General features: G+C 32.2%; 19 protein-coding genes and 1 pseudogene. 4 read left to right on the top strand and 16 right to left on the bottom strand.

Features of this window, described 5'->3' with window-relative positions; translation table 11 throughout:
* Positions 1-39: 39 nt before the first annotated feature.
* On the bottom strand, positions 40-2,793 hold the full coding sequence (gene cas3, locus HDR40_RS08485; RefSeq protein WP_290627496.1) for a CRISPR-associated helicase Cas3': 2,754 nt from the start codon (positions 2,791-2,793) through the stop codon (positions 40-42).
* A 328-nt stretch (positions 2,794-3,121) separates the two neighbouring features.
* Between cas3 and HDR40_RS08480 the strand changes: the two genes are divergently transcribed.
* Complete coding sequence (locus tag HDR40_RS08480; RefSeq protein ID WP_290627494.1) at positions 3,122-4,000, top strand: LysR family transcriptional regulator; 879 nt, start codon at positions 3,122-3,124, stop codon at positions 3,998-4,000.
* 153 nt (positions 4,001-4,153) lie between these two features.
* The gene (locus tag HDR40_RS08475; protein WP_290627492.1) at positions 4,154-4,636 is read left to right on the top strand and encodes a hypothetical protein; all 483 of its coding nucleotides are present in this window, start codon (positions 4,154-4,156) and stop codon (positions 4,634-4,636) included.
* 31 nt (positions 4,637-4,667) lie between these two features.
* Here the strand turns inward: HDR40_RS08475 and HDR40_RS08470 are convergent, their stop codons facing one another.
* On the bottom strand, positions 4,668-5,669 hold the full coding sequence (locus HDR40_RS08470) for an asparaginase (RefSeq protein WP_290627490.1): 1,002 nt from the start codon (positions 5,667-5,669) through the stop codon (positions 4,668-4,670).
* Positions 5,670-5,728: 59 nt separating this feature from the next.
* Here HDR40_RS08470 and HDR40_RS08465 point away from each other — a divergent pair, with 59 nt between their 5' ends.
* Entirely contained in the window at positions 5,729-6,439 is a 711-nt protein-coding gene (locus HDR40_RS08465; RefSeq protein ID WP_290627488.1) for a C39 family peptidase, read from the top strand.
* A gap of 43 nt (positions 6,440-6,482) precedes the next feature.
* Here the strand turns inward: HDR40_RS08465 and HDR40_RS08460 are convergent, their stop codons facing one another.
* The 10 genes from HDR40_RS08460 to rpsO form a co-directional block, all read right to left on the bottom strand.
* Positions 6,483-6,941 (bottom strand): low molecular weight protein-tyrosine-phosphatase, encoded by a 459-nt coding sequence (locus HDR40_RS08460; RefSeq protein WP_290627486.1) that lies wholly within the window; start codon positions 6,939-6,941, stop codon positions 6,483-6,485.
* 38 nt (positions 6,942-6,979) lie between these two features.
* The gene (locus tag HDR40_RS08455; protein ID WP_290627485.1) at positions 6,980-7,738 is read right to left on the bottom strand and encodes a hypothetical protein; all 759 of its coding nucleotides are present in this window, start codon (positions 7,736-7,738) and stop codon (positions 6,980-6,982) included.
* Positions 7,739-7,753: 15 nt separating this feature from the next.
* Positions 7,754-8,272, bottom strand: a complete 519-nt coding sequence (locus HDR40_RS08450; RefSeq protein WP_290627483.1) for a hypothetical protein — start codon at positions 8,270-8,272, stop codon at positions 7,754-7,756.
* Positions 8,273-8,393: 121 nt separating this feature from the next.
* Positions 8,394-8,984, bottom strand: a complete 591-nt coding sequence (gene yihA / locus HDR40_RS08445; RefSeq protein WP_290627481.1) for a ribosome biogenesis GTP-binding protein YihA/YsxC — start codon at positions 8,982-8,984, stop codon at positions 8,394-8,396.
* On the bottom strand, positions 8,984-10,237 hold the full coding sequence (gene clpX / locus HDR40_RS08440; protein ID WP_290627479.1) for an ATP-dependent Clp protease ATP-binding subunit ClpX: 1,254 nt from the start codon (positions 10,235-10,237) through the stop codon (positions 8,984-8,986). Before clpX ends, yihA begins: the two co-directional genes overlap by 1 nt.
* Before the next feature lie 155 nt (positions 10,238-10,392).
* A complete protein-coding gene (gene tig, locus HDR40_RS08435; protein WP_290627477.1) occupies positions 10,393-11,727 on the bottom strand; it encodes a trigger factor in 1,335 nt (444 codons plus the stop codon).
* A gap of 168 nt (positions 11,728-11,895) precedes the next feature.
* Positions 11,896-13,086 (bottom strand): elongation factor Tu, encoded by a 1,191-nt coding sequence (gene tuf, locus HDR40_RS08430; RefSeq protein WP_290627475.1) that lies wholly within the window; start codon positions 13,084-13,086, stop codon positions 11,896-11,898.
* Between the two features lie 188 nt (positions 13,087-13,274).
* Positions 13,275-14,123 carry a hypothetical protein gene (locus HDR40_RS08425; protein ID WP_290627472.1) on the bottom strand — a complete coding sequence of 283 codons (849 nt, stop codon included), beginning with the start codon at positions 14,121-14,123 and terminating at the stop codon, positions 13,275-13,277.
* Complete coding sequence (locus HDR40_RS08420; RefSeq protein ID WP_290627470.1) at positions 14,123-15,919, bottom strand: ribonuclease J; 1,797 nt, start codon at positions 15,917-15,919, stop codon at positions 14,123-14,125. Before HDR40_RS08420 ends, HDR40_RS08425 begins: the two co-directional genes overlap by 1 nt.
* 161 nt (positions 15,920-16,080) lie before the next feature.
* Positions 16,081-16,350, bottom strand: coding sequence for a 30S ribosomal protein S15 (gene rpsO / locus HDR40_RS08415; RefSeq protein ID WP_209686512.1), 270 nt, complete (start codon positions 16,348-16,350; stop codon positions 16,081-16,083).
* 196 nt (positions 16,351-16,546) lie between these two features.
* On the opposite strand from rpsO, the gene rpsT reads away from it, so the two are divergent.
* Positions 16,547-16,810, top strand: coding sequence for a 30S ribosomal protein S20 (gene rpsT / locus HDR40_RS08410; RefSeq protein ID WP_290627466.1), 264 nt, complete (start codon positions 16,547-16,549; stop codon positions 16,808-16,810).
* A gap of 61 nt (positions 16,811-16,871) precedes the next feature.
* On the opposite strand, the gene holA is transcribed toward rpsT, so the two are convergent.
* From holA to HDR40_RS08390, 4 genes and pseudogenes are all read right to left on the bottom strand, one after another.
* Entirely contained in the window at positions 16,872-17,861 is a 990-nt protein-coding gene (holA, locus tag HDR40_RS08405) for a DNA polymerase III subunit delta (protein ID WP_290627464.1), read from the bottom strand.
* Positions 17,861-19,867 (bottom strand): DNA internalization-related competence protein ComEC/Rec2, encoded by a 2,007-nt coding sequence (locus tag HDR40_RS08400; RefSeq protein ID WP_290627462.1) that lies wholly within the window; start codon positions 19,865-19,867, stop codon positions 17,861-17,863. Before HDR40_RS08400 ends, holA begins: the two co-directional genes overlap by 1 nt.
* A gap of 238 nt (positions 19,868-20,105) precedes the next feature.
* Complete coding sequence (locus HDR40_RS08395; protein WP_290627460.1) at positions 20,106-20,801, bottom strand: helix-hairpin-helix domain-containing protein; 696 nt, start codon at positions 20,799-20,801, stop codon at positions 20,106-20,108.
* A gap of 65 nt (positions 20,802-20,866) precedes the next feature.
* Positions 20,867-21,004, bottom strand: a pseudogene (locus HDR40_RS08390) (PDZ domain-containing protein); the annotation flags it as partial.

Raw genomic sequence — 21,004 nt, 5'->3', positions numbered from 1 at the left:
CAGGATCACCCTCACCTACATGAGGATCACCCTTACATTTTACACTTTTTCATAACTTAATCCAAAATCAGAAGAATACTTAACTTTATAATTTCCAAATTCAACTTCATTATTTTCATCTAATACTAAAGCTATTGCTCCACGAAGCCATACACTATCTTTCCATCCTGGAAAATTAGTTTGGGTAATACTTTCTAAAGTTTCGATGGACTTCTCTATATCCATTGTCAATGCATGTGGCAAACGAATTATTTGTTGCGCCACAATATCATCAGACACATCTTTGATATTTTCTCCGCTCAGCAAGTAATAATCATTATCTTTCTTACGAAGTAAAATAACTTCAATACTTTCTTGGGTATCTCTCACTGCAGCTTCAGCTTTAATGTCACTAAGTTCAGAAGCCTTGTTTGAATTATCTAGCCAACCATGCAAAGTTTCGTCATCCTCAGGTGGCATAATTTGATATCCTCTAGCTTTCCTTTTAGCTTCATGTTGATCAACATCTAATTTTGCCTTAGCTTCTGCAATATTTTCAACCTCAGAATCAGTATCCTCAGAATATACGTCTTGAACCAGTGGAGAAATATCGCTAGGTAAATCAATTTCATCTTTCAAAAAGTAATCTGTCTTCATTAAAAGATACTGTTCATAAATAGCTTCAGTTCCTTCATCGTAGTCCCCCAAACTCTTAATACCCATTACATAAAGCCGTGGATTTTCTAAACCTTGTGGTCTATCAATTTGGTGACGATGTAGACGGCCTGCTCTTTGTAAAATCAAGTCTATTGGTGCAATATCTGTAAACATTACATCAAAGTCAATATCTAGAGATTGTTCTAAAACTTGAGTACCAATAACAATTAATTTTTGAGGTCTTTGTTTTCCCTTGCCAATTAAGTCTTGAAGATCATCTTCGCGTTTACTTCTATCTGTAGCTAAAAACGCTGAATGTAAGAGTAAAACTTGTGTATCATTATCTACTTTTTCTTTCGCAATTTGTGCTAACATCTGCGCTCTCTTAACAGTATTGACAATAACACCAGCTACCCCACCATTTTTTATCTTATTATTGACTTGCTTAATTACTTTATCATCTTCAACATTTAAGCGAGTTACTGCGACATGAGTTGGTGTCTTAGGTGCTTCAAATTCTGTTGTTTGTATTAATTTTCGCCCATCTAACATGCTAAGTAATGGATATGCTTGACATGATTGCCAACTATCATCCTTAGTTTTAAATTTTTTACTACCGTATTTTCCCTTAGCATATGCTTTTAACAAACTATTTCTTTTAGCTACAGGCAAAGTAGCAGATAAAGCAATCACAGAAACATTATACGCTCCCAACCATTCAATTGCTTTTTCTAAATAGGAATCCATATAAGTATCATAAGCGTGGACTTCATCAATAACTACAACTTTGCCACTTAGTCCCAAATGTCGCAAAGCTAAATGTTTCTGCTTTAATCCCATTAAAAGTAATTGATCAATAGTTCCAATTACAAAGTCAGTTAAAATTGACTTTTTTCCATTGAACCACTCATTAACTACAACTGAGCCTTCATCTGATTCAATGTTCTCTGCCTTAGGAATTTTGCGATATTTTTTATTAAATTGAGCTTTCCCATGCATTAATTTAATTGGGATTTTAATATCTTCCTCTTCTGCAATTTCATTAAGCCATTTATCAACTCTTTCAAACATAGCATTCGAAGTTGCTTGAGTAGGCAAGCCAAAGAAAAGACCATTTCTCCCAGTTTTAGCAGCTAGTTGCTCTACAGCCATTAAAGCAATTTCTGTTTTACCAATACCCATTGGTGCTTCAATGATTATCATTCCCGGATCAACGCTGTCACCTATTATTTTAGACATTTCTTGTTGTACAGCTCTGGGATTAAAATTCCAACGTTTCTGATATTGCTTTTCAGGTTGAAGGATTGGTTGAGGAGTCCATGAATCTGTATTAAGCCAATTCATAATCCCTTGATGGTATCTTTGAGTTTCATCAATATCTGTAAAACCTTGATCAACAGAAATTAATGGAAATAGAGGTATTTTTTGTTCATCTTTTATAATAAACTCACTTGAAGCCAACCAGTCAGCCATAATGACTAAGCCTTCCAAGATAACCGCCTGTGGTTGAGTTATTTCTGGAATATCTTCAAGACTATTTAAATTACATAATGATAATCCGTAATTAATTAACTCATTTTGTACTCTTTCCCATTTTTCACGGGTAGGATTTTCTTTATACATATCAGACTGATAATAATTAGCAGTGTAATTATCTAATTGATCTTCATAATCAAAATATTCTTCTTGAGGTTTACCATGGTGTCCACCAATAATGGCGCCGACACTTTCACATAAACCTGCATTTTCTAAAATTGTCTCCCCTGCTACAGCATGAAGTGACTTACGTGGCTCCTGTAAATTTAAGTCATCTAATCCAGTAAAACCGTTCCTTATAAGTTTTTCTAATAACTCTTGGTCTAAATCTTTATTATGTACAAAGGATTCCTTAGTTTGAAAAGCTGGGGTAGCCTTTCCAATATCATGAATATAGCCTAAAAATGCAACCAGATTTTGAATATCATCACTATTATCAAAAATTTTGTTCAAAATATTTCTTTGTCCAGTATCAAGCCAGTGATTGTATAACCAGCCAATAACATTCTTGGTATCAACTAAGTGCGCAACTAATGGCAACCATTGTTTTTCGTTATTATGATTAACTTTTTTCTTACCCCATAAAGATAATGCTTGTTTAGATAAGGTTATTTGTTCCATCCTAATTCTCCTTATACACTTATAACAAAATTATTTAGAAATTAGTATTTTCAAGTATCTATTAATATTTACGCTTTTATTCTATAATTTTTTGATAAATAAAAAGCCATAGTACAGATACTGTACAACCACACTAATATCTTACTGTTACAATATTTTTTACCAACATTTTCTTTCTACTTTTTATTTTTCCTCTATTCTGTAGTATATCTATAAGCTTACCACACGATCACTTTAGTTCCATAATTGTGCTGACGAACTAATTTAATGTAAAATACTTATATCAATTTATTTTTAATGCTTAACTTGTATAAGTAGAGGTATTTTTATGGAAACTCGAGTACTCAAATATTTTATTACTGTGGCAAACTTAGGCAACGTTACTAAAGCCGCCGAACAACTTCACATTACCCAACCCACCTTATCTCGTCAAATAAATGAATTAGAAAAAGAAATAGGCGTTGATCTTTTTGATCGCACTAACCATCGGTTAATTCTAACCAAAGCTGGTGCCTTATTTCAACAACGCGCACAGATGATTCTTAATTTTATGTCACAAACTCAATCTGAATTACAAAATCAAACTAATGATTTATCTGGAACAATTCGACTAGGATGTGTTGAAAGCTCAGTATCTTACTTTGCCATGAAAATGGTAAAAAAGATGCAAGAAAAATATCTCAATGTAAAATTTGATATTTATACTGGTAATGGAAATGATTTAAAAGAAAAACTTGATCAAGGTTTCTTAGATTTAATTATTCTCATTGAACCAATTGAAACGGCTAAATATCATCATCTTCAACTTTCTATTAAAGACCAGTGGGGATTAATCGTTAAAACCAACAGTTACCTCGCTAAAAAAGATTATGTTACTGCCGATGATCTTTACCGCATACCACTTGCTATTTCTAAACGTAATATTGTGCGTAATGAATTAATTGATGTATTAAAACTCGATGCTAACAAATTAGACTTACGATCAACTCATAACTTAGCAGGAAATACTCTATTGCTAGTAAAAGATGGAATTTTTTCAATGATAAGTATTAAAGGGATATTAGATATCTACAATACTCACGATTTAACTTTTATTCCTTTCAAGCCCTTCACTCAAGCAGGACATATTGCAGCATGGAAAAAGAATACATATCTTTCACCAGCAGCTCAAAAATTTATACAACTTTTATTTAAAAAAGTTAACTAAAATCGCATGAAATTGTTATAAATATATGTTAGACTTGATATACTAATTATTAAAAGTTTTCGCGTATAATGGTTCAGCAAAACACCCATATTTTGCTGAGCCATTTTTGTTTGCTAAAAATTAAGGAGAAAGATATACCTTATGGATTTTTATATGAAATTACCCCGAAATTTAAAAGAAAAATTACTTTTTATGCTAATCGTATCTTTAATCTCGGTTAATATTATCGGTCCTATTATTTCTATGTGTGAGATAGGCTTCAGCTGGAATAATTACTTAAGTGTGTTACCAGTCTTACCTTTTATTTGGGTGGCAGTAGTTATCACCGTTTTAATTGCAGAAAAACCAGCAACTTATTTGCAAGAAAAAATTACCGATAAAAATGATAGTTTTAATACTCAAATTACTATTAATATTCTCTGTAATGTAATTATTATTTCTGCTTTAATGACTATTCTTGGTAGCTGGATTGGTCAAAAACACTTACCTGTAGAAACTCTACATAAATTTTTCATCATTTGGCCACGAAATTTTGGGATAGCTTTAGTAATTGAAACATTAATTGCTCAACCAATTGCTAGAAAAATTTTATTCTTAATTCATACTAAAATTGATAAAAAAACAACAAAAAATTAATAAAAACAGGATTCCAACTGGAATCCTGTTTTTATTCTAAAGTAACTTCACCAACAATATTAGTATCAAAAAATTTAGTAATTTGACGAATATCCATCCCCTGACCTAACCCCCACATTAACTTAGTAATTGCACTTTCTGAAGTCATATCACGGGCACTAATAGCACCTTCAAGTAAGGCTCTCCGTCCTACTTCATACTTTGTCAAATCACTTCTTTCATATAGACATTGACTGCTAGCAATTACGGGAATACCACGCTTGATCAATTCTCCTACCGCTGCAACCATGTTCCTTCTAATATTTGTCATACCTCCTAAACCATAAGCCTCAATTACAATACCCTTACATCCACTATCAGCTAATGCAAATAACAACTTAGTATCAAAACCAGGAAATAATTTAACCAACGAAACGTTAGTATTAATATCTGTATTTAATTTACATGCTAAATTACTTTGCGGAATATATGATAAATCTTTATTAAAAACTAGCCCATCAGAGGTTACGGTTGCAACAGGTGGAACATTTACACTTTCAAAAGCATTAAAATTAATAGTCCGTACCTTCACACTTCGACAGCCAAGCATTACTTTTCTATCAAAAGCTAAATAAACACCTGGCTTACAACGAATTGAAGCTGCTAAAGCTAAACGTAAATTATCTGGTGCATCACTCCACATAACATTGATAGGAACCTGACTCCCAGTTAAAACTACTGGTAAATTCAAATCTTGAATCATAAAAGACAACATTGAAGCTGTGTAAGCCATTGTATCGGTTCCATGAGATAACACAATTCCATCATAGTCATTGCGATATTTATAAATATTTTTAGCAATAATTTGCCATTCCTCTGGTTGAATATTTGATGAATCTAACTGTAAAATATCTTTTACATCAATATCATAAGGTAAATCACCAAGTAACTGAATTAATTCTTCCCCTGATTGTTTAGGAACTAAACCATCCTCAGAAACTACTGAAGCAATTGTACCACCAGTAGATAATAAAAGTATCTTTTTTCTACTCATAATCATTCTCCAATTTATGTTTTTTCTCAATTATACAAAAATATGGTTAAATATTAACTATGGAAAATAAAAAACAATTTTTAAAAAAACATCTGATTGAAAGTTTATTAATATTATTAATTTTTATTATCTTAGCATTCTTTAGTATTCAAAAATTAGCAAGTAACTGGGATTGGTTAACTTTAAGACCACAGCAAGAATTAAATGTTCCACTCGAAAATCAATACCCTGACCTTCCAAATGGCTGTGAAGTCACGTCTCTTTCTATGCTTCTTAATTATTATGGTTATAAGACCAATAAGGACAAACTTGCTAGTGAAATTGCACATGTTGATTCATTTACTAATAATGGAAAATATCGTGGTAATCCTAATGAAGGTTTTGTAGGATATATGAATATTGCTAATGCTGGCTGGTGTGTTTATAACAAACCATTATACAATGTCGCTAGAAAATATACTAAGAAAGTTAGAAATTATACAGGACATAGCTTCTTACAAGTAATGAAATTAGTTTCAAAGGGGCATCCGGTTTTAATTATTACAACTACTAAATTTAATAAAGTATCTGATATGCAGACTTGGCAGACAAATGAAGGTAAAGTTAACGTAACTCCTTCTTCACATGCTTGTGTAATCACTGGTTATAATAAGAAAAAGAAACTTGTATATGTTAACGATCCCTTTGGCACAAAAAACAAAAAAATTAGCTGGAATAATCTAGAGGCGAGCTATAATCAGCAAGGAAAACAATCTATATACATACAATAAAAAAGCATCCCTTTACTGGGATGCTTTTTTAAATCAATTAAACCTACTGTTTTTCAATCTTTTCAAATAATGCTTGGCATCCTCGATAAATATCTTGATATGCTTTCTCAAAATCACCAGTATACCATGGATCATCTACATCATCATAAGATCCAGCAAAATTAAGTAACTTATATTCCTTATGTTCTAAATCCCCACCACAAATACGATTAATATCAAAAAAGTTTTCTTCATCTAGCGCAATTAAATAATCATATTTTTGATAATCTTCACGGGTAAGTTGCCGAGCAAAGTGATTAGAAAAAGGAATATTATGCTCATTAAGGACACGTTGTGCACGAGAATCAATATTATGCCCAATTGCATCCTGAGTTGCAGCAGCAGAGTCAATTTTATATTGGTCTCCCTTAGCAGCCTTATTTACAATATCCTTCATAATAAATTCTGCCATTGGCGACCGACAAATATTTCCATGACAGACAAAAATAATATTTTTAGTCATTATTTACCTCTAAACTTTCTATCTATAATTAGTTACCCTTAGGCAGCATGCTTATATTTCTTCTTAGATGATGGTTGAATCTTAGTCTTTTTCTTTTTACCAATTTTTGCTAAAAATAACCATAAAATAGAAATAATAATTGCAATAGTTATACTAGTTATAAATTCTCCACCTAAAGTGATTTTGATGCCAGAATAAATTGATTGGTGCAAAATATCCATTGCTTGTATAGAACCAGATTGTAGTAACTCATAGGAACCTACAGATGCAATTAGCAAGGGAATAATGGCTCCACGACTATTAGTTAAAATTAGAATAATAGTAACAATATACAGCAGTAAAATAGCATAATAAGCCATTCGATAGTATTGAGCATATTGACTTATTTGTTTTTTATTCTGGGCTAATTGATTATTAATTAACTTTATCAATAAATCATTAATCGTTTTTTCTTGGTCAGTATTATTTTTTAACCCTAAGTCACTAGTCTCAATCTGCCCCGTTTGTTGAAAAGATTTTGTAGTATCATTAAAACTACTCAAGGAAGTCTTTATTTCAATTTTCTTTGGTAATTGGTTTAAGACAGCATTATCTAAACCAAGTGCTTGAAATAATTGTACACCAGTTTCAACATTACTATTTCCCGACTGTGCAGCAGCTTTATTTAAAACCGAATTTACTAGACCAGATGTAGAAGAGGACATAGTAACTGTTCCGTTAATAGTTAATAAACCGGCAATCAGTACACCAACTACAGCAATTACTTTGATAACCCAACTATTTAATTTTCTTAACATTTAATTTACTCGCCCCTAAATTGCATGAATATGTTTTTTTAATAAAATTAATCCAATCCAAGCAGATATAAATGAAGGCAGGACTATCACCACAAACAAATTTGGATCTAAAAAATTTCCCACAGTAATATAGTGCGCCACCTTGGTTATCTTCTTAATATTGGAAAAAATTGCTTGATAGACTGTAACATAAATTAAAGTCCACTGAATATAATATTCAATCAATGTTAAAGTAGTTGTGGAAAGTGGGAAAAAGTGATTAAAGGCCTTCAATCCCCAATAAAGCAAAATTCCCGAAATAACTACTAAAATTCCTAATAAAATAAATAAATTTCCTAACTGCAAACTCTTATCTGTATGAATAAATAAAAATGCTAATACAAAGAAAATCAGAAAATTTATTGTACTCATAATTAATAAACCCGCAAATAAAATTAGGGCTTTTATAAAATAAAAATGATTTTTATCCTTAAACAAGGTAATAATACCTAAAATAATTAGTAAGCCTAAAAATATCGGCCATACTTGCGTCATATACTCCCTCTTTTCTACCTATTTTTAATTATACTTGGTTTTATTATATTTCTTAAGAGCAAACAAAAAAATACTGCATAATCTTAGATGAATAAATCTAAAGTTAAACAGTATTTTTCTGCTAATCCTTTTCGTGAGTTTCTACCCACTCCCAGAATTTATCTACATTAAGTTTATCTACACTAGAAAATGGTAAAAATGAGACATTTTCTTTTTCTAAATCTAAGCTCTTACCAATTTTTTGTTTAATTTGACTTGCTTCCATCTTTTTAAGCTTATCCATCTTAGTTGCAACAACTAAGATTGGAATATCTAAATATTGAGCATACTCAAACATGCTAATATCATCTTTAGTCGGATCATGACGAGCATCCACTAAAAGAACTAATCCTTTAAGATCTGCGCGTAATTCAAGATAATCTTGAATCATTTCACCAAATTTTTCACGTTGCTTTTTAGAAACTTTAGCATAGCCATAACCTGGAACATCAACCAAATAAAGTTCATTGTTTACTTTATAAAAATTCAAAGTTTGTGTTTTACCAGGCTGTTGTGAAGTTCTAGCAAGCTTTCTACGATTAACAATAGTATTAATTAAGCTTGATTTACCTACATTCGAGCGACCAGCTAATGCAAACTCTGGTAAATCATCATCTGGATACTGCTTCTCAGAAACTGCGCTAATAATAAATTCACTATCTGTAACTTTCATTATTTTGCCGCCTGTTCTTCAAGATCTTTTTTATAGGTAACTTTGGGTTCCGCGTGATCAAGGATTACATCTTTAGTAATGATTACTGTATCAATTGTATCATCACTAGGAGCCTTATACATGATATCCATCATTGAATTTTCGATAATTGATCGTAAGCCCCTTGCTCCCATATGACGACTTAAAGCTAAATCTGCAATAGCTTCTAAAGCATCTTCAGTGAATTCTAAATTAACACCATCCAAGCCCATCAAACGCTTATATTGCTTAATCAATGCATTTTTTGGTTCAGTCAAAATTCTTATCAAAGATTCTGAATCAAGTTTATCCAAAGTAGAGATAATAGGAATACGTCCAATAAATTCAGGAATTAATCCAAATTTAACTAAATCTCCAGTAGTGAGATATTTTTGCCATTCACTAGAATCAACTTGATTCATTTCATTTTCAGCACCAAAACCAATAGTCTTTTTACCCAAGCGATTCTTAACTATATTTTCAATACCATCAAAGGCCCCACCAACAATAAATAAAATATTAGAAGTATCCATTCTAATCATTTGTTGTTGCGGATGTTTTCTCCCACCTTGTGGAGGAACTGATGCAATAGTACCTTCTAAGATTTTTAAAAGTGATTGTTGAACACCTTCACCTGATACATCACGTGTAATTGAGACATTCTCTGCCTTCTTTGAAATTTTATCAATTTCATCAATATAGATAATCCCTCTTTGAGCACGTTCAAGGTCGTAATCTGCATTTTGCAACAATTTAAGCAAAATATTTTCTACATCTTCACCAACATAACCCGCTTCGGTTAAAGTGGTTGCATCAGCAATTGCAAATGGTACATTTAAAATACGTGCCAAAGTCTGCGCAAGATATGTTTTACCAGATCCAGTAGGTCCAATTAAAGCAATATTAGACTTTTGTAATTCAGTTCCATCATCGATATCCATTTGGCTAATTCGTTTATAGTGATTATAAACAGCAACTGATAACACACGCTTAGCCCGGTCTTGCCCAATTACATATTCATCCAATTTTTCCTTAATTTCCATTGGCTTAGGAAGAGCTTTAGTTTCTTTTAAAGAATCCGCACGTAATTCATCATCAATAATTTTTTGAGAAACTTCAATACATTCATTACAAATATATACTCCATTTCCCGCTACAATTTTTCTTACTTGTGATTGTGATTTACCGCAAAAAGAACATCTTACTTCTTCCGGTTGAGTGACATCATTAGTCAAATTATATGACCCCTTTCTTACTCAACTAACTAAAAGATAGTTTATCATTTTTTCACAATAAGGTAAAAAAATAGACTTCAAGCTTTAATTTTTCATTATAAAAGGGCGACTATTGAGCCGCCCTTTTATTTAACTTCGATTCTTCGAAGAATTAATTATTTATCTTCTTTCTTAGTTGAAGCCTTTTTAGTTGAAGTCTTTCTCTTCTTAGGAACTTGCTTAGCTTTATCAGTAACTAAATCAATTGCCTTTCTTACAGCTATATCATGCTTAAGCATATCATCAGTTAAAGTACGACGTACAACTTTTTCATCCATGTTATAGTCATGTGCTAAATCCTTAATTTCTTGTTCAATTTCTTCTTCAGTTGCATCAAGTTTTTCTGCAGCAACGATAGCTTCCAAAACAAGGTTAGTCTTAACACGTTCAGCTGCATCTTTAGCTAATTGTTCACGCAATTGAGCTTCAGTAGTACCAGTTAATTTGAAGTAAGTTTGTGGATCAATACCTTGACGTTGCATATTACCTAAGTATTGATTCATTTGAGTATTAATGTCATCTTGAATCATTGCATCTGGAATTTCTTCAATTTCAGCGTTTGCAACTGCACCGCGAATAGCAGCATCTTGAATTGCGTCCTTAGCGCTGTCTTCCTTTTGCTTCTTCAAGTCTTTCTTAATCTTATCCTTTAATTCGTCAAGTGATTCAACAGTATCATCAACATCCTTAGCGAATTCATCATCTAGCTTAGGTAATTCCTTTGACTTAACTTCGTGAATCTTAGTAGCAAAGTGAGCTTCCTTACCAGCTAAATCTTCAGCACCGTAATCTTTTGGGAAGGTTACAACAACGTCAACATCATCGCCAGCCTTGTGACCAATAAGTTGGTCTTCAAAACCAGGAATGAAAGTACCAGAACCTAATTCTAAGGAGTAGTTTTGTGCACTACCACCATCAAATGGCTTATCATCAATAGTACCCTTGTAATCAATGGTTACAGTATCACCCTTAGCAGACTTACTGTCCTTCAAAACTAACTCAGCGTTTTGTTGGCGACGTTTGTCTAATTCAGCATCAACGTCCTTTACTAAGACACGAGTACTTTGTTTAGGAACTTCAACGCCCTTGTAATCACCTAATTTAACTTCAGGCTTAACGCTAACAGTAGCTTTCATAACCCAATCTTTACCTGCATCCATGGATTCAGGAACAATTTGTGGTTGACCAACTGGATCAATACCAGTTTCCTTAACAGCTGCACTATAAGCTTCTGGTAAAACAATGTTTAATGCATCTTCATAAAGGGCTTCTTCACCATAGTATTGATCAAAAATAATACGTGACACATGACCCTTACGGAATCCAGGAACACGTAAATTCTTCTTTACACGTTTAAAAGCTTGGTCTAAAGCTTTTTTTACTTGATCTTGTGAAATTTCAAAAGTTAATTCGCCGGTTGTTTTTCCGGTCTTTTTCCATTTTGCAGACATTAATATACCTCCGATGTCAAATTTGGGTTGCTCTTGCACACTCAACTATCTTACCTTAAACGCCGCCAAAACACAAATTTACAGTAAATTTTTATAAAAATTTCCAAAAATAAATACAAATAAAAAAAGACATGTCATACAACATGTCTTTTTTAATCCAAATAAGGATTAGTCAAGAATTTCAGTTACTTGACCAGCACCAACAGTTTTACCACCTTCACGGATAGTAAACTTAGTACCCTTTTCAATGGCAACTGGCTTAATCAATTCAACAGTGAATTCAACATTATCACCAGGCATAACCATTTCAGTACCTTCTGGCAATTCAATCTTACCAGTTACGTCAGTAGTGTGGAAGTAGAATTGTGGACGGTAATCTGAGAAGAATGGAGTGTGACGACCACCTTCATCTTTGTTCAAGATATATACTTGACCCTTGAAGTTCTTGTGGGTTTGAATTGAACCAGGTGCAGCTAAAACTTGACCACGTTCAACTTGGTCACGATCGATACCACGAAGCAATACACCAACGTTATCGCCGGCTTCACCCAAGTCAAGAGTCTTGTGGAACATTTCCAAACCAGTAACAGTTGACTTTTCAACTTTATCAGTTAAACCAACGATTTCAACTTCGTCACCAACTTTAACAGTACCACGGTCGATACGACCAGAAGCAACAGTACCACGACCAGTGATAGTAAATACGTCTTCAACTGGCATTAAGAATGGCTTATCAGTATCACGTTCTGGAGTTGGAATGTATTCGTCAACAGTTTCCATTAACTTTCTGATAACGTCTTGTTGTTCCTTGTCACCTTCAAGTGCCTTCAAAGCTGAACCACGGATAACTGGTACATCATCACCAGGGTAATCGTATTCAGATAACAAGTCACGAACTTCCATTTCAACTAAGTCGATCAATTCTGGATCGTCAACTAAGTCAACCTTGTTTAAGAATACAACGATGTATTCAACACCAACTTGACGAGCAAGCAAGATGTGTTCACGAGTTTGTGGCATAGGACCATCAGTTGCAGCAACAACTAAGATAGCACCATCCATTTGAGCAGCACCAGTAATCATGTTCTTGATGTAGTCTGCGTGTCCTGGAGCATCCATGTGTGCGTAGTGACGGTTTGGAGTTTCGTATTCAACGTGGGCAGTGTTGATAGTGATACCACGTTCTTTTTCTTCTGGAGCTGCATCGATTTGTGAGTAATCTTCAGCTTGTGCTAAACCATCTTCTGCCAAAACAGTAGTGATAGCTGCAGTTAAAGTGGTCTTACCATGGTCAACGTGGCCGATAGTACCAATGTTAACGTGCGGCTTAGTTCTTTCGTAATGTTCTTTTTCTGCCATTTAAAATGACCCTCCTGTAAATATTTGCAAGAAGTCCGTTGAGTAAGTAACGGATAATTCTCTGTTGATTATTATACTACTTTCAAAGGCAAATGCATAGCCTGTACCCCTTTGAAAATATCCTTTATTGATTATACTAAATACGCCAAAAAAGTAAACCTTTTTTACTCAAAACTTGATTAAAACTATTAATTTATCGCTTTTTCATAAGCTAAATATTCATAAATTTTATTGAGTAATTTTTGATTTACGCCACCTTGCTTACTCTCAAGATATCGTCGAAAATCATGGGTAAACTGGTCTGGATCAGAAATATAATCATGAAGCTTAGGATAAAGCATCCCCAGGCAAACATTAAGTTCGCCAACCATTATCGGTAATTTGCTAGGTTCACGTCTCAAATAGTCTGCTAAACTTATACAACATTCCCGATAAATTGGATCTTTTTGTAAAAGCATAGTTTCTTTGGGAATGAATGTCTTATTTTCACCCATAACTGAAACTATTACACTATTATCATACCCCAATTTTATTAAATCTTCACATAAAGACAACCGTAATGCAAATCCCAATGTTGGATCAATTAATAAACTTTGGGATAGCTGAATAAAGTTAGGCTTACTAAGCTGATATAACTTTAAATAATCATTTTCACTAACCGATTTTAAAGTTTTAAAATTTCGCATTAATTCTTGTTGCTTTTGTTCACTAATCGGAGAAATAGCTAAATCTATTTTTTGATTACTTAAATAACTTAGCTCTAGAGCTTCAATATTGAAATTTAAATCTTTTAAAATTTTTAAATATAAATCATAAATTTTTTTATCTGAAAATAAATCTGGTTCTTCTTTAATTAAAGTATAGGCCTTATACGGTTTGTTCTGCTTCAAAAAAAGTTCGCATAATTTATAAACAATCTCGGTAGTGTGTCCCAATCTCAAAGCTTCTAGTAAATGTTGAACAGCTTCATCTAATTTTTCATTTTCTACCGCTTGTTCAGCCAAATTCAACAAATTACGTTGACTCTTATTCACCATTAAGCATTGGCCTTCTTTGCACTCATCTTATTAGCGTCTTTTCTATTTGACGGTTTCTTTTTGTTATGCTGGTCTTTTGTTTGCGCAGTATTTTCTTTAGCAGCATTTCTTTTTACCATAGCACGATGTCTATTTTGATTTACTTCCATTACTACTGGCAAAACTACTGGCCGCCGACCTGTTTCTTTATATAAGTATTTTTCAACAGCATTGCGAACATCTTGCTTTAACTCAGTCCAATCAAAGCGTTTATTTTCAAAATTATTATTAATGGCCTCTTTGATGACCTCTACTGATCCATCCATTAAAGCATGGTTAGCCTTGATATATACAAAGCCCCGTGTAGAAACTAAAGGTTTAGCAACAATTTTTTTCTTTTTACGGTCAATTGTAACAGCCGCAATAAAAATACCGTCGTCAGATAATACTTCACGATCACGCAAAACAATATTACCAACGTCTCCCACACCAGATCCATCAATCATAATATCTTCGCCTGGAACTGGGTCACTTAAATAAAAGCGCCCCTTTTCTAAAGACAATGTATCACCATTTTTGGTGATAAAAATATCATGACGATTCATGCCAGCCTGAATTGCTAAATTTTCTTGTATCTCAAGAAGACGATATTCGCCAATTACCGGTACTAAAAATTTAGGCTTCAAAGTATCTATTAAAAGCTGTAAATCTCGACCTGTTGCATGACCGCTAGTATGACGATCAATTCCTAATTGCTTAACCGTGCCTCCAGCACGATAAATCATATCACTAGTTTGAGCAACCATTGTTTCAACAGAGTGCGATGGAGTTGTAGCTATAAAGACTAAGTCACCTTTTTTAATTTTAACCATACGATGACGGTTAGTTGACATTTTTTGGAGTGATTTAAGAGGTTCACCCATTCTACCAGTTTCTAGAATTACTAATTCATTAGCAGGTATCTTCTTCAAATCCTTACCATGAACTAATAAATTTTTAGGAACATCTAAATATCCTAATTTCATAGCGGTGTAAACAATTTTACCTACATCACGACCAGTTAAGAATACTTTACGACCAGTTTTATGAGCAGCTGTAAAAATTTCTTGCACACGATTAATATTAGATGCTTTCGAGGCAACAATAATTCGCCCATCATGATTTTGAAAGGTTTCTAAAATGTACTTTTCAATGGATGTTTGTTGATCATTCGGAAATACTGCCTCAGCATTAGTCGAATCTGCTAATAAAGCTAATACACCCTTTTTTGAAATCTCAGATAACCTCACAAAGTCAGTCTGATAACCCTCTTTAGCTGAAGGATCAAATTTAAAATCACCAGTATAAACAATTTCTCCTTCTTGAGTAGAAATATCAATTCCCAAAGAATCAGGAACTGAGTGAGTAGTAGGGAAAAATGATACTGTCGCATTTTTAAAGTCAATTTCTGTATCAGCATCAATTACATGAAATAAATTATTTTTACGGTGCTTATTTTCACGTTGAACGGCAATTTTAGCTAATTCAATAGTTAACTTTGAACCAAATACTGGAATATCATAATCGCGCAGAATATATGGCAATGCACCAATAGAATCAGCATGACCATGCGTTAAAAAAATACCTGCAATACGATCACCATATTCTTTAAAGAACTCTAAATCAGGAATAACTACATCGATTCCAAGCAAGGAACTATCAGGATACTTTAATCCGGCATCCATGATAAAAATTTCATCATCAACTTGAACGGCGTACATATTCTTTCCATTTTCACGTACTCCGCTCAAAATCATTAATTTTATTTTTTGTGACATAAATTTTCTTCTTTCTAAATTAAATATTCATTTTTATTAGGATCAGAATGATCAAAACGGAAGTTTATCTAATTAATTTTATCATATTACGTAAAACATTTGAAATAAACAAAAAAAGCCAGTTCAACTGAACTGACTTAGTGTGTGCAAAAGTAATAATATTAACGACGTAAACCTAATTCCTTGATTAGTTCACGGTAACGAGTAATATCCTTGTTCTTTAAGTAACGAAGTAAGTTACGACGGTGACCAATCTTCTTAAGCAAACCAACGTATGAGTGGTGGTCTTGCTTGTGAGCCTTTAAGTGGGCGTTCAAGTTGTTAATATCATCAGTAAGCAAAGCAATTTGTACTTCTGGTGAACCAGTATCGCCATCGTGGCGTGCAAACTTCTTAATTAATTCATCTTTCTTTTCTTTTGTAATAGCCATTCGAAAAAAACCTTTCTTTCTTTAAATTGCCATTAACAACGTTAACCGTCGGCAGCGAGGAAACAGCGTTAATGGTTCTGACAAGAATATATATTACCTGGATTTTTTTGAAAAAGCAAGCGTAATTTCACTTGCACCTTTACCTTCTATTAAGTATAATTAACAGGTAAATCTGATTTTATCGAGGTGAATTTTGATGCCACAAATTAAACAAGCAATTAAGCGTGTTAAGACCAATGCAGTTGCTAACAAGCGTAATGCTTCCGAATTAAGTAAATTGAGAACCGCTGTAAGAAAGTTCAACGAAGCTGTTGAAGCTGACGCAAAAGATGTCCTCGATTTAGAAGTTAAAGCTGCTCGTGCTTTAGATAAGGCTGCAAGTAAGCACCTTATTTCTAAGAACAAGGCTAATCGCGACAAGTCACGTATGGCTAAGAAAACTGCTGCTAAAAAGAACTAATTCAGCAAAATATTAACCTAAAAAGACAAGAAACAGTTTAGTTTCTTGTCTTTTTTGCTACTTATATATTTAATAAAAATAATTTTAAAAATTCATCACCATGATAATTTCCCATTTTATAGTTAAAATCCAACTCAATAATTTGCGTCATCAATTTTTTAAGCTTGCTTAACGATACCCTATTTTGCATAGCAAATTTTACCCGATAAGGATTAGCACCTAATTCTTTTGTAATTTGATCCTTACTCCATTTTCTATTTTCCAGAGTTTTTACACATAGTAAAAATTCTATTTGACTTTCAAAAATTGCTATTAATTGTACTACGTTATTTCCCTCAAGTAAGTGATCATTTAAGCGTTGGATTGCTTGAGCAATATTTCCTTTAAACGCCGTCGATAAAATTTCAAAAATATTTTCTGATAAAGACCGATCAATATTTTGCTCAACTAAAGTTTCAGTAATACGATGATCAGTATCACAAATATTTTTTAATTTAATATAATTACTTAAAACCGAGTCTAATACTTGATCACTACGTTGCAATAAAATTTGTAGAGCCCGATTAGTGAATTGAAAACCCTCTTCTTTCGAAATAGCCTTTATCACCCCACTTATTTCGTAAGGTTTTAGTGCTGTATTTATTACATTAACCTGATTAATAAGACACTTAGTAATTTTTTTGCGTCGATCTAATTTATCATAATTAGCAACAAATATTATAATGTCATCTAATTCATTTAAATGATCAATAATTTTTTCTAACTGTTTAATTTTTTTCTTAAACTTAGCTGCAACCTTCGGAGTTAGAAAAAAAGGATTTTTTACCACTACTAACTTACGTTCACCAAACAATGAAGATTCTGTCAAGGTAGCTATTAATTCATCAATTCCGTCTTCATTACAATCTACTGTAATAAATTCAAAATCCTTAAACTGTAGTTGCTGAGCATAATTTTGTGCTAAATAATTATTAAAAAATGCATCCCCACCCTCAATTAAGATATTTTTTGTTTGAGGATGAGTTTGTTTAAAAAGCTTTAAAAGAGTCATTATTTTTCCTTTTTTAAAAAAGTATAAATCCTTTGATTGCCAAAAATGGAATAAGTCCAAGTTATTGTACCACTATCTTGCGTGTTTAAATATGGAAGATGCAACTTTTTTAAAGTAGTTAAAGTTTCAATATGAGGATGTCCAAATCTATTTTGGCGACCAGAAGAAATAAATACCATTTTAGGTTCAATAGCATGTAAAAAATCTATATTCGAAGATGTTCTACTCCCATGATGTCCTAACTTAAAATAATCAACTTTTAAAGAAGGGTAGTGTTCAAAAATTTTTTGTTCACCTGCTTGATCTAAGTCACCAGTCATCAACCATTTTTGATGAGCTAATTCAAAAAATAAGGATAATGAATCTTCATTTTTACCTAATCCTCGTTCAAATGGATATACCACATGAAAAGTTATTCCTGAAGCTTTAACTTTATCTCCTGCCAATAGAGGTATTAACTTTGTACAGTTTACTTTATCTTTAATTCGTTTTTGAAAACTAATATTATTTGTTAACCCCTCCGCAAAATATAACTTATCTACTTTAATTTGTTCTAGTAACGGGGCTAAATCACCAATATGATCAGCATCTTGATGTGACAAAAAGACACCATCAATTTTTTCTATTCCTTGTGCTTGTAAAAAAGGAATAGTAATTTGGTTAAGTTGTGGCTCACTATGCTTATAATTTCCAAATTTCAATTTTCCACCTGTATCAATTAAATATACTTTGCGATTTATGGGTGTTGTAATTAAAATACTATCCCCTTGTCCCACATCAATAAACGAAACTTGCCCGTATAAAGGAAAATGAATTAAAACAAAAAATATTACATAAGAAAAGCCTAATATACCAAATGTCCAACGCTTAATTTTCTTATTTTTTATATATATTAAAAAAACACAAGTAACCACAATACCTAATAAAGTTTGCCACCAATTTATTTGCCCAAAAATAATTTTTCCTAAGCCAGTTTGAGCTAACCAATCAATAAAATTCATAATAATTTGAAAAATAACTTCAATCACATCTACTATTTTAGGTAAAAATGGAAAAATAATTACTGCAAAAAAGGTACATGGTAATAAAACAAAATTAAAAATCGGTACAATCACGAAATTAAAAAATGGAGTTAAAATATTTACTTTATAGAAATAATGTAACAGCAGAGGTAGAATTAGTAAATTTAAAAGCAACCCCTGCTTTAATCGCGAAGTATTTTTTGTTAACTCTAATCCAGTTACTAATAAATAGCTTAAAATAGCTCCAGGTGATAAAAATAAAGTAGGATTAATAAATAAATGAGTCAATCCTACCATTCCTAATTTATCGGCATTAGTAATCGGAATTTTTTTCTGATTAAAAAATTTACCATAAGCATAACTTAAACTAGCCCTCACAAACCCAGGCTGAAATTTTGAAAGAAATATCTCTAATATTAAGAATATTAAACAATATATAATAATCTCTTTTTGAGTACGCTTACAATAAGTAGCCATTAACCCAATTGCAGTTGTGTACAATGATACGTGTAATCCTGAAATACTTAATAAATGAATAACTCCTAAATCTCGATAATTATTTATAATTGTTTTATTCTCTTGATCAGGATTTTCTGCCAAAATCATTTCACTTGCTAAAAATGAAGTTAACTTCGGCATTGACCTTAAATATTTTTGAATTTGAAATCGCCAAAAATGAAGCTTATCTAAAATAGTCTGCTTTTTTAAAAATACTTGATATTCACTAATCTTCAAACGGTACTTTATTCTCCGACCCCTATAGTAATTGGCAAAATCAAATTGGCCTGGGTTAGTAGCTCTTTCAATTTCCTCGGCCTCAGTTTTTATTTTAATTAGATAAAAACTTCTACCATTTTGAATTAAATCTTCAATTCTTTTGTCAGCCTTCATTGAAAGTAATACTTTTTGTTTTCCTAAAGTAGCTTCTCCTGATAAAAAAGAATTATTTATTTTTACTTGATCACAATTTATTTTTAATGGCATATTTAAATTGATTTTTAGTACTGTATTTTTATGGTGATAGGAAATAAGTCCAAATAAAGCTATTACTACAAGTATTTCTAGCCTCAATTTAGAAAATTTATAAAAAAGTAAACTTACTAAATAAATAAAAATTGTTATTCCAATTATGTAATGTCCAAATTCTTGTGCTTGAAAAAGCAAAAAAGATAATACTGTACAAGCAATAGCAAGTAAAAAAATAAAACCCGGTTGAACATAATTATAATTCCAATTGATCTTTAAGCTTTTCAAGAGTTTTTTCCCCAATTCCAGATATCTTAGTTAAATCTTCAATAGATTTAAAATTTCCATTTTGTTCTCGATAACTAATAATCTGTTCAGCACGCTTTTCTCCAATTCCAGAAAGTTTTTGTAAATCTTGAACTGATGCAGTATTAATATTTACTTTTTCTTCAGAAGAACTTGTAGCTGATGAGGATGATGCAGTAGGTGAATCAACTGAAGATCCAGTCGATGAGCTTGTAATAGCAGGAACCTTTTCTCCCTTATGAGGGACGTATATTTGATCTTGATCTTTTAGCAACAATGCTCGATTGATATTTTTCAAATTTGCCTGCTTAATTATTCCTCCAGCTGCTGATAATAAATCATTTAATCTTGCACCATTTTTTAAGGTATATACACCAGGATGTTTTACAGCCCCAGAAATATCACATGTTACTGTATCTTGTTGAGATTGTTGCATACTACGAGAATGAGCGGTGCTACTTTTTTCACTACTAGAAGTTTGACTTTCGTATTTTTGATCAACTTGTTCAGTTACTAAGTCTGAATTGTCAACCCTACTTTCTGTTTTGTTTTGAAAATACATAACTCCACCAATGCATAGTAAAATAGCTACGCCTATGTATAATTTTTTCTCAATTAAAAATTCTTTTAATTTTTTAAAATCCATATTAATCACCTCACATTCTTTATACGTAAAAACACGATGATATTTTTTAATCATCGTGTTTTTTCTTATTTTAAATTTTCTAAATATCTCAATGCATCATCAAAAGTAGCAACAGGTACTATCTTCATTTTAGTGTGAATCCTCTTAGCAGTTTTAACCGCTTCGGCATAGTTTGTTTCACTTTTTTTGACACCAGCAGGTTG

This window comes from Lactobacillus sp. (assembly GCF_014803895.1).
Note: the sequence above shows the minus strand (reverse complement) of the source record. Positions and strands in the feature narration are given on the sequence as shown.

Excerpts from the sequence above, each read along its gene's own strand:
- cas3 (WP_290627496.1), bottom strand. The coding sequence starts at position 2,793 with ATGGAACAAATAACCTTATCTAAACAAGCATTATCTTTATGGGGTAAG.
- HDR40_RS08480 (WP_290627494.1), top strand. The coding sequence starts at position 3,122 with ATGGAAACTCGAGTACTCAAATATTTTATTACTGTGGCAAACTTAGGC.
- HDR40_RS08475 (WP_290627492.1), top strand. The coding sequence starts at position 4,154 with ATGAAATTACCCCGAAATTTAAAAGAAAAATTACTTTTTATGCTAATC.
- HDR40_RS08470 (WP_290627490.1), bottom strand. The coding sequence starts at position 5,669 with ATGAGTAGAAAAAAGATACTTTTATTATCTACTGGTGGTACAATTGCT.
- HDR40_RS08465 (WP_290627488.1), top strand. The coding sequence starts at position 5,729 with ATGGAAAATAAAAAACAATTTTTAAAAAAACATCTGATTGAAAGTTTA.
- HDR40_RS08460 (WP_290627486.1), bottom strand. The coding sequence starts at position 6,941 with ATGACTAAAAATATTATTTTTGTCTGTCATGGAAATATTTGTCGGTCG.
- HDR40_RS08455 (WP_290627485.1), bottom strand. The coding sequence starts at position 7,738 with ATGTTAAGAAAATTAAATAGTTGGGTTATCAAAGTAATTGCTGTAGTT.
- HDR40_RS08450 (WP_290627483.1), bottom strand. The coding sequence starts at position 8,272 with ATGACGCAAGTATGGCCGATATTTTTAGGCTTACTAATTATTTTAGGT.
- yihA (WP_290627481.1), bottom strand. The coding sequence starts at position 8,984 with ATGAAAGTTACAGATAGTGAATTTATTATTAGCGCAGTTTCTGAGAAG.
- tig (WP_290627477.1), bottom strand. The coding sequence starts at position 11,727 with ATGTCTGCAAAATGGAAAAAGACCGGAAAAACAACCGGCGAATTAACT.
- tuf (WP_290627475.1), bottom strand. The coding sequence starts at position 13,086 with ATGGCAGAAAAAGAACATTACGAAAGAACTAAGCCGCACGTTAACATT.
- HDR40_RS08425 (WP_290627472.1), bottom strand. The coding sequence starts at position 14,123 with ATGGTGAATAAGAGTCAACGTAATTTGTTGAATTTGGCTGAACAAGCG.
- HDR40_RS08420 (WP_290627470.1), bottom strand. The coding sequence starts at position 15,919 with ATGTCACAAAAAATAAAATTAATGATTTTGAGCGGAGTACGTGAAAAT.
- rpsO (WP_209686512.1), bottom strand. The coding sequence starts at position 16,350 with ATGGCTATTACAAAAGAAAAGAAAGATGAATTAATTAAGAAGTTTGCA.
- rpsT (WP_290627466.1), top strand. The coding sequence starts at position 16,547 with ATGCCACAAATTAAACAAGCAATTAAGCGTGTTAAGACCAATGCAGTT.
- holA (WP_290627464.1), bottom strand. The coding sequence starts at position 17,861 with ATGACTCTTTTAAAGCTTTTTAAACAAACTCATCCTCAAACAAAAAAT.
- HDR40_RS08400 (WP_290627462.1), bottom strand. The coding sequence starts at position 19,867 with ATGCCATTAAAAATAAATTGTGATCAAGTAAAAATAAATAATTCTTTT.
- HDR40_RS08395 (WP_290627460.1), bottom strand. The coding sequence starts at position 20,801 with ATGGATTTTAAAAAATTAAAAGAATTTTTAATTGAGAAAAAATTATAC.